This is a genomic window from Kitasatospora sp. NPDC018058 (assembly GCF_044327205.1).
Taxonomy (GTDB): domain Bacteria; phylum Actinomycetota; class Actinomycetes; order Streptomycetales; family Streptomycetaceae; genus Kitasatospora.
Map to the genome: position 1 here is coordinate 1 of NZ_JBIRFA010000022.1, position 12778 is coordinate 12778.

The window sequence follows — 12778 nt, forward strand, 5'->3', positions numbered from 1 at the left end:
CGCCGCGCCCAGTGGCAGCACCTCGACTCGTTGCGGGCCGGTATCGGAACGATCCGCCACCGTCTGTCCCTACCGATCGGCGAGAAGGGCGCCAAGCGCGCCCCAGGCGGATACCGGTCCGAGCGCGAGTGGTTCGTCAAGTCCCGCCGTCTGGCCTACCTTGAGGCCAAGTTCGAGCACGTCAAGGCCGAGCGGGAGGCCGGAAAGGTCTCCGTCGTCCGAGGTGGCCGACGCTTGCTCAATACCCGTCACAACCTCGACGCCGCAGACCTGACCGAGGATCAGTGGCGGGAACGCTGGGACGCGGAGCGCTGGTTCATGTCCGCTGACGGTGAGTCCGGCAAGCGGTTCGGCAATGAAACGATCCGTGTCACGCCGGACGGCGAGGTCGGCATCAAGCTGCCCGCGCCACTGGCGCACCTGGCCAATAGCAAGCACGGCCGGTATGTCCTCACCGCGAAGGTCTCGTTCCCGCACCGGGGCGCAGAGTGGCGCGACCGCATCGAGACGAACCGGGCGGTGGCCTACCGCATCCACTTGGACGTGGATCGGAGCCGCTGGTACCTCGACGCGAGCTGGCAGCGCAAAGACCTCCCCATCGTCCCTCTGGAGTCGTTGCGTTCGGGTGAGGTGATCGGGGTGGACATGAACGCCGACCACCTCGCCGCCTGGCGCTTGGACACCCACGGCAACCCGATCGGTAAGCCCCACACCTTCGACTACCGGCTCACCGGCACCGCCACTCACCGGGACGCCCAGATCCGGCACGCCCTCATCCGCCTCCTCCACTGGGCCAAGGACACCGGATGCCGGGCCATCGTCATCGAGGATCTGGACTTCACCGACTCCAAGACCCGCGAGAAGCACGGCCGCCGCAAGCGGTTCCGGCAGCTGATCTCCGGCATCCCCACCGGCAAGCTGCGCGCCCGGCTCCTCGCGATGAGCGCCGAGCGCGGCATCGACATCATCGCCGTGGACCCCGCCTACACCTCGATGTGGGGGGCCGAGCACTGGCAAAATCCCCTCACCACACCGAACCGCCCCGTCACCCGTCACCAGGCGGCGGCCGTGGCGATCGGACGACGCGCCCTCGGACACAGGATCAGGCGTCGGACGGCACCGCCCCACCACGACCAGAGCGATCGCGGTGGGCATCGGACCGCCCAGGCCCGAACCGGCGACCGGGAGCGCGAGGGAACCCGCCCTCCCCTACCCGGACCGCGCACACGATGCGCGCCGCCGACCGTGGGAGCGAACGCGGGAGACCAGGACACCCAAGACCGTTCGGGGCGTCCGGCCGTGCAACTCATGCACAGTCAGTAGGAACGGTTGGAAACGCTGATCGGTTCCGGCTCGCCCGGCCGGGTGTGCCTGCCCTGCGAGGCCGTGGCCCGGCCGCGGACCTGGGCCGTGACCAGGACACGGGCCGTCGAGGCCGTTGATCGGTCACGTGATCGATCGATTCATGAGGACCTCGATCGACTCAACGGCCGCCAGGCCGGCCCGGCGCGCCGGGCGGAGGACGGCTGCTCAGCGGGCGGGTGCTACCAGTTGGCCCAGGGGAGGTTCCAGCCGCCGAGGCCGTTGTCGGGAGAAACGGTCTTCTCCTTGGTGTTCACAACCGTGACGACGTCGCCGATCAGCGAGCTGTTGAAGAACGACCCTGCGGGGGACGTGTCGCTGCCGCCCTCCACGTCCTTGAGCGAGACGCAGCCGTGGCTCGTGTTGGCCTTGCCGAACAGGTCGACCTTGTACCAGTAGTTCCCGTGGAGGTAGGTGCCGCTCCTCGTCAGCCGCATCGCGTGCGGGGCGGCGGGGATGTCGTACTCGTCGCCCATGCCGACGGTCTGGGAGTTCATGTGGGTGACCTTCTCCTTGGACATGATGACCATGGTCCCGCCCCAGGAGGGATGCTCGTCGTCGCCGAGGGTGGCGGGCACGGTGGTGGACTTGCCGTCCCGCACGATCGTCATCCGGTGCGTGGCGGCGTCCGCGGTGGAGACCTGGGACCGGCCGATGGTGAACGGTTCGTCCTTGTCGACGTCGCCCCACACACCGGGGGCGACTTCGACGTTCTTCAGCCGGTAGTGGATGGTGACCTTGGTGTTCGGCTTCCAGTACTCCGCCGGGCGGAAGTCGATCCGGTTGTCGCCGAACCAGTGGCCCTTCACCTCCGTCCCGTTGTCCGTTTCGAAGGTGATGGCCTTGGCGACGGCGTCCTTGTTCACGATCCCGCTGCTGAAGTCCACCTTGACGATCATGCCCACGCCGTAGGTCTGGCCGTCAGCGATGTTGTCGTTGGTGGACACCTGCTTGCCGGGCGAAGCGGTGGTGAAGGCGCTGGTGGCCGCGGCTACCAGACCCTCGGCGTCCTTGGCCTGGGCGTTCACCGAGTACGCCGCGCCGGGGGCGAGCGCGGCGGCGGGCTTCCAGCCGGTGCCGTCCGCCGTGATCGACCCCTGGACGGGCTTGCCGTCCTTGTCGGTCACGTCGACGGCGGTGAGCTTGCCGTGGGACACCGACACCTGGAGCGCGGTCGGTGCGACTCCCCGGGCCCCGTCCTTCGGTTCCACGTCCAGCACGGCGGTCGACGTCCTCGGCGCGGCCGTGGCCGCCGTCCCACCGGGCGTGGCGGGGGTGGCAGAGGTGACGGGGCCGGCGGCGTCAGCGCCCTTGTCCTGGCCGTCGCCGTCGCCGCAGGCCGCGGACATCAGCAGGACCCCGCCCACCGCCAGTGCCACCGCACCGCGGTGGAATCGGTCGCTGGTGCGTATCGCGGCCCGGGCCGCCCGAACAGTGCTCACAGTTGCTCCCTCTCGGTGTTTCGCCGTCAGCTTGTGCGCCGGTTCGTCCCAGCCGCAACGGTGGGCCGGCGATCTGGGACGCGGGGACGCCTCTACCCTGTTTGAGCTGGGAAGACGTAACCTTCCTGGGACGCGCCGGCAGGGGCTCGGGATGGCGCGGCCGGTGCCGCCGGCGACCTCGGGGGAACCGTGAGACGGTCTGCGGCGTGCTTGTCTGCCGGAGCTCACGTCGGGTCGGCGTCCCGGCGATCCGGTTGCCGGCGACGGGCCGGATCACCGCGGCGGTAGCTCCGAGGGGGTTCGCGAGCGGGTGGAGGGATCAGTGTCGGAGGGGACCGGGGAGTTGAGGGAGGCACAGGAGATCGCACGGCTGCTCCAGGAACTGAAGAGCCGTTCGGGTCTCAGTTACGGCGCGCCGGCGAAGCGGCTGCACGTGAGCACGTCGGCGTTGCACCGCTACTGCACCGGCGACGTGATGCCGGTGGAATTCGATCCGCTGGAGCGTCTCGCGCGGTTGTGCCGGGCGACACCGGAGGAGCGGACCGAGCTCTACCGGCTGTGGGTCGTCGCCCACACGTCGCGGGGGAACCGGCAGGCGTCCGCACCCGCCCCCGCGCCGAAGGCCCCGCCAGCGGTTCCGGTGACGGCACCGGAAACGGAAGCGGCACAGGAAACGGCACCGGAAACGGTTCCGGTTCCCGAACCGGAACCGGAAGCGCGACCGGCCGCGGAAGGCGTCGTGGAGGTCGGGACGGCCGCCCCTGCGCGTACCCCCGCCGTGCCGTCACGGCGGCGAGTACGCCGGGGCTTACTCGCCGCCGTGACGGCCACCACGGTGCTCACCGCCCTCGGGGCCGTCGCCATCGGACTCAAGACTCACCCGGGCGGTGACCCCACGTCCGCTCCGGCCCCGGCGGCGGACGCCGGGCCGTCCGCCGGATCCCCGGCCCCGCTTTCTCCCCCCGGCGCTGTGGACCGGGGTGCGAGTGCCCCGATCACCGTCACGGTCCGCCCGCACCGGGACGCCGAGTGCGACCAGTACGTGATCGACCGCCCGCCGTCGGAAGTCCCCCGTCCACCCGCGGTGGTGGACGCCCCCGCCTGGGCCGCCAAGGTCGGCGCGGTCCCCGGCCACTACCAGTCGATCGAGCTCACCGTGCAGGGCACCGGCAGCGACACCGTCGTGCTGACCGCGCTCAACGTCCGCATCGCCCGGATCGCGGCCCCGCTGGCCTGGAACGCCTACTCCATGTTCGAGGGCTGCGGCGGCGGAATGGCCGTCCACTCCTTCGACCTCGACCTGGACGCGGCCCGCCCCCGTCCGGTCGTGACCGACGGCAGCACCGGCCTGCCGCTCAAGGTGAGCGAGCGGGACCCGGAGGTCATCGAGGTGACCGCCCAGACCACCTCCCACGACGTCAGCTGGTACCTGGAACTGGAGTGGTCCAGCGGCAACCGGACGGGCACGTTGCCCATCGGCGTCCGTGACGGCGCGCCGTTCCGTACCAGCGCGGTCAAGGGCCGGCCGCTCTACCGCTACCCGATCGGCGGGAGGGCCTGGGAGCCGAGCCCCTTCCAGCAGTGACGGGACGTCCTCCGCCGACCGGTCGGCGGAGGACGTCCACCCGCGCCTGCCGGGCGTCCGGGCGTCGGGGGCAGGCGGGAGCACATCGGACGCCGATCACCAGGTGACCGGGAGCGCCTCGACGCCGTAGACCGTCGAGCCCCGGCGGTAGCGGAGGGCGGCTTCGAGCTCGATGTCGGCCACGGCCGTGCGCAGCAGAGGCGCGGGGATCGCGAGATGACGCAGGAGCTCCTCCACCGCCGTGGCGGTGATTGCCGGGTCGTCGCGGAGGGCGGCGAGCTGGTCCGGGCTTCGCAGCAGGGCCAGCACGTCCCAGCACGGGTGAGGAGGCGATCGGTGCGGGCAGCACGGTGCCCAGGAAGCGCCCCGGCGCGATGGGCGCCGCCCCGGAATACGGGATCGAAAACTTCGCCGCCCCTCGCACATCGAATCGTTCACGGCCGCAACGTGCTCATCGTGGGCCGTCGCCGGGGAGTCAAGGGACCGACCGGAAACACCCGGCCGCAGTGTTTTTGAGTCGAAGGATGTGAATTCCTTCGGAATTCCGCCCGGAGCCGCCGACCGCGCTGGTAGAGGCAACGGGCAGCCGGCGTGAGGGGACGTACCACCCTCGGGAGGCGGCGGGCGCCCGGTCACATCCAGCCATCCTCCGTACGGGCGAGTGAGGCTCATCACTGGTTCGCGCCATCGGTTCGCAGACTGGGTAGGAGTACGTTCCTTCGACCAACGGCCGGGGATCCTCCCCCGGCCGCGCGTCCCCCGGTCAGCAGCGCTTTCGACGAGAGAGACACCAGACATGTCTGCACTTGTCCCGACCCGACCCTCGCCCCAGTCCATCGGCGTGGTCGCCGAGTCGTCCAGCGGGGACGCCCGCGTCGCGGCGACACCGGCGACGGTGCGGCAGTTGCTCGGTCTCGGCTTCGACGTCATCGTCGAGCCGGAGGCCGGTGCCGCCTCCGATTTCACCGACGCCGCCTACACCGAGGCCGGGGCGCGCATCGGCGACGCCTGGGCGGCGGAGGTGGTCCTGAAGATCAACGCCCCGACGGACGACGAGATCGCCCGGCTGCGCGAGGGCACCACCCTGATCGGCCTGATCGCGCCCGCACAGCACCCCGAGTTACTCAAGGCGCTCTCCGCCCACGGCGTCACCGCGCTGGCGCTGGACGCCGTCCCGCGGATCTCCCGGGCGCAGTCGATGGACGTGCTCAGCTCGATGGCCAACATCGCCGGGTACCGGGCGGTGATCGAGGCGGCCCACGTGTTCGGGCGCTTCTTCACCGGCCAGGTCACCGCCGCGGGCAAGGTCCCGCCGGCGAAGGTCCTCGTGGCGGGTGCCGGCGTGGCCGGCCTGGCCGCCATCGGCGCCGCGTCCAGCCTGGGTGCGATCGTCCGAGCGACCGACCCCCGGCCCGAAGTGGCCGACCAGGTACGGTCGTTGGGCGGCGAGTACCTGGCCGTGGAGGTCGCCCACGAGGCGAGCACCGACGGGTACGCCAGGGCGACCTCCGCCGAGTACGACCGCGCCGCCGCAGCGCTGTACCACGAGCAGGCGAAGGACGTGGACATCATCGTCACGACCGCGCTGATCCCCGGCCGCCCGGCCCCGCGGCTGGTCACGGCCGAGGACGTGGCGGCGATGCGGCCCGGCAGCGTCATCGTCGACATGGCCGCCGCGCAGGGCGGGAACGTCGAGGGCACCGTGGCGGGCCGGACGGTGGTCACCGACAACGGCGTCACCATCATCGGGTACACCGACCTGGCGGCCCGACTGCCCGCACAGGCCTCGCAGTTGTTCGGCACCAACCTGGTCAACCTGTTGAAGCTGCTGACGCCCGACCGGGACGGCCGGCTGGCCCTCGACTTCGACGACGTGGTCCAGCGGGCCGTGACGGTCGTCCGCGACGGCGAGATCACCTGGCCGCCGCCGCCCGTGGCGGTGTCGGCCGCTCCGGCCGCGCAACCCGCCGCACCGGCGTCCGCGGCCGTGGAACCGGGACGGCCCCGCCTCGGCCCCGCGGCGCGCTTCGGCCTGATCGGCGCGGGGATGCTCGCGACCTTCCTGCTGACCGCCTTCGCGCCGGCCCAACTCGCCCAGAACCTCACGGTGTTCGCACTCGCCGTGGTCATCGGCTACTACGTCATCGGCAAGGTGCACCACGCCCTGCACACCCCGCTGATGTCGGTGACCAACGCGATCTCCGGGATCGTGGTGATCGGGGCCCTGCTGCAGATCGGCCACGAGAGCCGCGTCGTCACCGGGCTGTCCTTCATCGCCGTTCTGTTGACCAGCGTGAACATCTTCGGCGGCTTCGCCGTCACCCGCCGCATGCTGTCGATGTTCTCGACCTCCCCCGAAAGGCGTTGAGCCCGATGACTTCCACGACGGCCTCGCACGCCGCGGACCTGGTCGCCGCGCTGCTGTTCATCCTCAGCCTCGCCGGGCTCTCCCAGCACCGGACCTCACGGGCCGGTGTCGTCTACGGCATCGCCGGCATGGCCCTCGCGCTGGTCGCCACCGTCGTGGTGGCGGCGCAGAGCATCACCGCCGGCGCGGTCGCGCTGATCGTGATCGCGATGGCGATCGGCGGTGCGGCCGGGCTGTGGCGGGCGCGGCGGGTCGAGATGACGCAGATGCCCGAACTGATCGCCGTCCTGCACAGCTTCGTCGGTCTCGCCGCCGTCCTGGTCGGCTGGAACAGCTACCTGGAGGTCGAGTCCCACGGGTCCGGCCAGACCCGGATCGCCGGTGACCTGCTCGGCATCCACCACGCCGAGGTCTTCATCGGCGTCTTCATCGGCGCGGTCACCTTCACCGGCTCCATCGTGGCCTTTCTGAAGCTGTCCGCCCGGATCGCCTCGCGTCCGCTGACGCTGCCCGGGAAGAACGCCCTCAACCTGGGCGCGCTGGCCGCCTTCATGGGCCTGACGGTCTGGTTCACCGCCAGCCCCGGCCCGGCCCTGATGGTCGCGGTCACCGTGCTGGCGCTCGCCCTGGGCTGGCACCTGGTCGCCTCGATCGGCGGCGGCGACATGCCCGTGGTCGTCTCCATGCTGAACAGCTACTCGGGCTGGGCCGCGGCCGCCTCGGGGTTCCTGCTCGACAACAATCTGCTCATCGTCACCGGGGCGCTGGTCGGCTCCTCCGGTGCCTACCTCTCGTACATCATGTGCAAGGCCATGAACCGCTCCTTCCTGTCCGTGATCGCCGGTGGTTTCGGCATCGAGGCCCCGTCCGGTGGGGGCGAGGAGCAGGGCGAGCACCGCGAGGTCCACGCCGAGGAGGTCGCCGGGCTGCTCGACCAGGCCCGATCAGTGGTGATCACCCCCGGCTACGGAATGGCCGTGGCTCAGGCCCAGCACCCGGTGGCCGAGTTGACGCAGCGGCTACGCGAGCGCGGGGTCGAGGTCCGCTTCGGGGTGCACCCCGTCGCCGGGCGCCTGCCCGGGCACATGAACGTACTGCTGGCCGAGGCGAAGGTGCCCTACGACATCGTCCTGGAGATGGACGAGATCAACGACGACTTCGCCGCGACCTCGGTCGTCCTCGTCATCGGCGCCAACGACACCGTCAACCCGGCCGCCACCGAGGACCCGGGCAGCCCGATCGCCGGGATGCCGGTCCTGCGGGTGTGGGAGGCCGAGCAGGTGATCGTCTTCAAGCGCTCGATGGCCTCCGGCTACGCGGGGGTGCAGAACCCGCTGTTCTTCCGGGACAACACCGGCATGCTCTTCGGCGACGCCAAGCAGAGCGTCGAGGCGATCCTGCGGGCCCTGCCCGGCCAGGACCGCGAGGGTGCGGTCCCAGCCGCCAGGCGGGCGGCGGCGGCGCGGTAGCACCGCCACGCCCGGGGTGACCTCATCGTCCCGAGCCCGCCGCCCCGGTGCCCGACGGCGCCGGGGCAGCGGCCGGGCGCCTGATGTCCCCCAACAAGCGGTGCGAGTCCCCGTGTTCTGTCCGCATGCCCGGCAGCCTGGCGAGCGGATGTAAGAGAGTTCTCAGAGTCGCTTTGAGAGGGTTGTCCGCATGAGCAACGGGCAGAAGGTGCTGGTCGTGGACGACGACCCGGAGGTACGCGCCGCCGTCGAGGACGGGCTGGCGGTCGAGGGTTACCAGGTGCGCGGCGCCGCCGACGGGCTGGCGGCGCTCGGTGAGGTGGCCCGCTGGCAGCCCGCCGCCATGGTGCTCGACCTGATGATGCCCGTGCTCGACGGCCTGGCGGTCTGCCGTCGGCTGCGGGCCCTGGGCGACCGGATCCCGATCCTGGTGCTGACCGCCTGCGACTCGGTGAGCGAGCGGGTCGACGGCCTGGACGCGGGCGCGGACGACTACCTGGTGAAGCCCTTCGCGCTGGACGAGCTGACCGCCCGGCTGCGCGCTCTGCTGCGCCGCAGCGCGCCGGCCGTCGAGGAGGCCGAATACCGGTTCGCCGACCTGGTGGTCGACCCGATCACCCGCACCGGCAGCCGCGGCGGCCGCCCACTGGACTTCTCGCGCACCGAGTTCGCACTGCTGGAGGTCCTGTTGCGCCACCCCGGCCAGGTGCTGCCGCGCGAGGTGATCATGGAGCGAGTATGGGGATCGGACTTCGGCCCCGACTCCAACTCGCTTGCGGTGTACATCGGTTACCTGCGCCGGAAGCTGGAGGCAGGCGGCGAGCCGCGGCTGGTGCACACCGTGCACGGGGTGGGCTACCGGCTGGAGGAGCGGTGAGGGCGCGCGCCCGCTGGCGCCGACGCCGTCCGCTGCGCACCCGCCTCGCGCTGGCCTGCACGGCCGCGGTCGCGCTGGTCGCCGTCGGCGTCAGCGCGGCGGCCTTCACCCTCGTCCGCTACGAGCTCGAGCACCAGCTCGACCTGCACCTCACCCAGCAGGCCACCCTGCTCCAGCAGCAGTACCGCGACCGGGGCCCGCAGGTGGTCTACGGCGAGTGCGGCTACCTGGCCGCTCCCGCGTGCGCCCAGATCGTGCCCGCCGACCCTGCCAGGGACCCGGCCCAGCCGTACCTGCTGCCGGTCACCCCCGCCACCCGCCAGGTCGCGGCCCGCGAGCGTGGCGGCTACTTCACCGACCTCGCCATCGGCGACCACCCGGCCCGGACACTCACCACCCCGATGCTCACGGCGCCCGCCGGCACCCGGCAGGCCGTCCAGGTGGCGCTGCGCGCCGACACCGTGCAGGAGGGGGTGCGACAGGCCGGCGAGCTGATGGCGGCCGTCGCCGCGGCCGGGGTGCTGCTGGCCGCCGCGCTCGGCCACACGGTCGCCCGCACCGGACTGGCCCCGGTGGCCCGGCTGACCAGAACCGCCGAACGGATCGCCGACACCCGCGACGCCAGCCTGCGCATCGAGCTGCCGCCCGGCCGCCGGGAGGACGAACTGACCAGACTGGCGGGCAGCTTCAACACCATGCTGGGCGAGCTGGAACAGTCCGTGACCGCCCAGCGCCGACTGGTCGCGGACGCCTCGCACGAGCTGCGCACCCCGCTCACAGCGCTCCGCACCAACGCCGAACTCCTCTCCCGCGCCGACCGGTTGAGCGACAGCCAGCGCGAGCGGGCGGCCGCTGCGCTGAGCCGCCAGCTGCGCGAGGTGACCGGCATGGTCAACGACCTGATCGAGCTGGCCCGCGACGAGGAGCCGCAGCCGCTACTCGAAGAGGTCCGGGTGGGCCCGCTGGTCGCGCACTGCGTGGACGCCGCCCGCGGCCACTGGCCCGCGATCGGCTTCACCCTGGTGGACACCGCCGGCGAGCGCACCGTCCCGGGCGTGCCGGCCCGGCTCGCCCGGCTGGTCTCCAACCTGCTGGACAACGCGGCCAAGTTCAGCCCGGCGGGCGGCACGGTCGAGGTGCACCTCACGGCCGGCCTGGAGCTGACCGTGCGCGACCACGGCCCCGGCATCACGCCGGAGGACCTGCCGTACGTCTTCGACCGCTTCTACCGCGCCTCGGCCGCGCGAGCGCTGCCCGGCTCCGGTCTCGGACTCGCGATGGCCCGGCAGATCGCCCGCGCCCACGGCGCCACCCTCACCGCCGAGAACGCCCCGGACGGCGGCGCGCTGTTCCGGCTGGCCCTGCCCGGCTGAGCGTGCCCGCCAGGGCGGTCAGCGCGCTGACAGTTGCTCGTGCCACAGCCCCGCCGACGCTTCATAAGAAGTGTTCTTATGACCTGCCGACACCCTTCCACAGCATGACGACCATGAGCTCGACTCCGCCGCCTTTCCCGCAACACCCGCGACGCACCCACCACCGCCGCGCGATGGTGGCAGCGCTCGCGCTGGTGAGCGCTGCCACCCTCGTCAGCGCGACCTGGTCGACCGCCCACGGCGCGACCACCCACCCGGTCGGCCCGGCGCCCGCCGACCTCTCGATCCGACGGCACGGCAACCTCCTGGACATCCCGGTGAACGGCGGCGTCGCACAGCTGCAGACCGACTCGCTGGCCATCACCGCGCGAGGCCACGACGGGCGGCCGCTGACCCTCTCCGCACCCGCGGCGCAGCCACTGGGTGCGCCCGGTCCGGTCACCGTCAAGGGAGGCACGGCGAGTTGGACGCTGCCGGAGCACGGCCTGAGCGTCACCGCCGCCGCGGTGCGCGGTCGGCTGCAGGTCACCGTGCACAGCGAGCAGGACGGCGCCACGCTGTCCTGGCCGGTCACCGGCACCGATCCGTCCGCCACGCAGATGCAACTGCCGCGCGGCGAGGGTCTGGGCATTCCGGTTGCCGACCCGTTCTGGAACTCGACCCAGAACGGCGTGGCCGGCGCCAGCTACGGCCTCGAAACCGACCTGAGCATGCCGCTGTGGGGCTACACACTGGCCGGAGCGGGCGTCAGCTACCTGGTGCCACAGCCGATCGGCACCTCACTCGGCTTCAGCTCCCAGGACGGCCGTCTGCACGGCATCGCCGTGCACACGTTCTCCCAGCGGGAGGCCACCCGGGACTACACGGTCACCTTCGCCCTCACCGCGCCCTCTCCCGTCGCCCCGGCACAGGACTACCGTCGCTGGCTCAGCGACCAAGGCCAACTGGTCACGCTGAGCAGCAAGATCGCCGCCAATCCCGAGGTCGGCAAGCTGCTCGGTGCCTTCCACGCCTACACCTGGGGCAGCGCCCGCACCGCGCAGGGCGTTCAGCAGATGCAGGCGCTGGGCCTGTCCCGGCTCTGGCTCGGCTACGACGCCGACGACCAGCCGATGGACACACAGGCGGTGGCCGCCGCGAAGCAGGCGGGCTACCTGGTCGGCCCGTACGACTCGTTCGCCAACGGGCAGGACCCGGCCACCGCCGATGCCCCCACGTCCGCCTGGCCGGCGCCGGTCTACCCGGGCTACTGCATCCACCAGCAGGACGGCTCCGTGCTCGCGGGCTTCCACGATCGCGGCTGCTACCTCAGTTCGCAGGCATTCGCGCAGCACGACGGGTTCCTCACTCAGCGCACCGTGCGGATGACCGCCAACGGATCGAACAGCTACTTCCTGGACGTCGACGCGGCCGGCGAGCTGTACGACGACTTCAGCGCCGACCACCCGATGAACCAGCAGCAGGACGAAGCCAACCGGATCGCCCGGATGCGCCAACTGTCCGGCCCGGACAAGCTGGTGCTCGGATCCGAGGCCGCGCACGGTTGGGCCAGCCCGGTGATCGACTTCAGTCACGGCTCGCTGACTCCGCCGGCGGACGGGCTGTGGCCGCTGGAGAAGAACAAGGAGGTCTGGGGCGGCTATGCGCCGGCCACCGCACCGGGCGTCTTCTTCAAACCGGTCACCCTGCCGAATGATCTGACCAAGGCCATGTTCGACCCGACGTACCGGATCCCGTTGCTGGAGACCGCGTTGCACGATGCCCAGGTCAACCTCGACCGGTGGGAGCTGTCCTACACCAAGTTCCCGGCACTGGAGACCACCCGGGCACTGCAGGCGATCTTGCAGAACACCCCGCTGAACCTGGTCCTCAACGGCCCGACACTCAACACCGACGGCAAGCAACTCGCCGCACTGCAGCAGTACTTCGCGCCACTGCACGAGGCCGCCGGAACGCAGCCGATGACCGACTTCAGCTACCTGAGCGCGGACCACCAGGTGCAGCAGACCAGCTTCGGCGACGGCGTTCTCCAGGTCACCGCCAACTTCGGCACCAGCACCTACGGCCCCGGCGCACTGCCGGGCGGCTGCGTCGACGCGAAGCTCAAGGGCGACAAGCAGCCGCGCCGACTCTGCCCCAGCACGCTGCCGCAGGCGCCCCTCAAGTAGCCAGCAGCATTTCTCCATGACCGCTGGTGACCGGCCCGGGGGCAGGGAGTGCGCGAGGTGGGAACGAGTGCCGGGCGCTCTTCGCCACCCCAACGGCTGACCGCGCCGCGTGCAGTGACAGCGGAGAGCTCGCG

General features: G+C 71.5%; 9 protein-coding genes and 1 pseudogene. 8 read left to right on the forward strand and 2 right to left on the reverse strand.

Annotation, left to right across the window (positions count from 1 at the left end; translation table 11 throughout):
- On the forward strand, positions 1-1323 hold a 1323-nt coding region (locus ACH4E7_RS28070; protein WP_396251840.1), incomplete at its 5' end, for an IS200/IS605 family accessory protein TnpB-related protein.
- 221 nt (positions 1324-1544) lie between these two features.
- On the opposite strand, the gene ACH4E7_RS28075 is transcribed toward ACH4E7_RS28070, so the two are convergent.
- Entirely contained in the window at positions 1545-2804 is a 1260-nt protein-coding gene (locus tag ACH4E7_RS28075) for an Ig-like domain-containing protein (protein ID WP_396251841.1), read from the reverse strand.
- A 322-nt stretch (positions 2805-3126) separates the two neighbouring features.
- Between ACH4E7_RS28075 and ACH4E7_RS28080 the strand changes: the two are divergent.
- Positions 3127-3342, forward strand: a pseudogene (locus tag ACH4E7_RS28080) (helix-turn-helix domain-containing protein); the annotation flags it as partial.
- A gap of 282 nt (positions 3343-3624) precedes the next feature.
- Positions 3625-4389 carry a hypothetical protein gene (locus tag ACH4E7_RS28085; RefSeq protein ID WP_396251940.1) on the forward strand — a complete coding sequence of 255 codons (765 nt, stop codon included), beginning with the start codon at positions 3625-3627 and terminating at the stop codon, positions 4387-4389.
- Positions 4390-4485: 96 nt separating this feature from the next.
- On the opposite strand, the gene ACH4E7_RS28090 is transcribed toward ACH4E7_RS28085, so the two are convergent.
- Positions 4486-4698: a hypothetical protein gene (locus tag ACH4E7_RS28090; protein WP_396251842.1), complete on the reverse strand. Its 213-nt coding sequence runs from the start codon at positions 4696-4698 to the stop codon at positions 4486-4488.
- A 487-nt stretch (positions 4699-5185) separates the two neighbouring features.
- On the opposite strand from ACH4E7_RS28090, the gene ACH4E7_RS28095 reads away from it, so the two are divergent.
- The 5 genes from ACH4E7_RS28095 (at position 5186) to ACH4E7_RS28115 (ending at position 12644) form a co-directional block, all read left to right on the forward strand.
- Positions 5186-6757: a Re/Si-specific NAD(P)(+) transhydrogenase subunit alpha gene (locus ACH4E7_RS28095; protein ID WP_396251843.1), complete on the forward strand. Its 1572-nt coding sequence runs from the start codon at positions 5186-5188 to the stop codon at positions 6755-6757.
- Positions 6758-6762: 5 nt separating this feature from the next.
- Entirely contained in the window at positions 6763-8226 is a 1464-nt protein-coding gene (gene pntB, locus ACH4E7_RS28100) for a Re/Si-specific NAD(P)(+) transhydrogenase subunit beta (RefSeq protein ID WP_396251844.1), read from the forward strand.
- A 190-nt stretch (positions 8227-8416) separates the two neighbouring features.
- Entirely contained in the window at positions 8417-9103 is a 687-nt protein-coding gene (locus ACH4E7_RS28105) for a response regulator transcription factor (protein WP_396251845.1), read from the forward strand.
- Complete coding sequence (locus ACH4E7_RS28110; RefSeq protein WP_396251846.1) at positions 9100-10476, forward strand: ATP-binding protein; 1377 nt, start codon at positions 9100-9102, stop codon at positions 10474-10476. Before ACH4E7_RS28105 ends, ACH4E7_RS28110 begins: the two co-directional genes overlap by 4 nt.
- Positions 10477-10589: 113 nt before the next feature.
- Positions 10590-12644, forward strand: coding sequence for a glycoside hydrolase (locus tag ACH4E7_RS28115; protein ID WP_396251847.1), 2055 nt, complete (start codon positions 10590-10592; stop codon positions 12642-12644).
- Positions 12645-12778 lie beyond the last annotated feature (134 nt).

Bases quoted from the DNA above. Each gene is read 5' to 3' on its own strand.
- ACH4E7_RS28095 (WP_396251843.1), top strand. From the start codon at position 5,186: ATGTCTGCACTTGTCCCGACCCGACCCTCGCCCCAGTCCATCGGCGTG.
- pntB (WP_396251844.1), top strand. From the start codon at position 6,763: ATGACTTCCACGACGGCCTCGCACGCCGCGGACCTGGTCGCCGCGCTG.
- ACH4E7_RS28105 (WP_396251845.1), top strand. From the start codon at position 8,417: ATGAGCAACGGGCAGAAGGTGCTGGTCGTGGACGACGACCCGGAGGTA.
- ACH4E7_RS28115 (WP_396251847.1), top strand. From the start codon at position 10,590: ATGAGCTCGACTCCGCCGCCTTTCCCGCAACACCCGCGACGCACCCAC.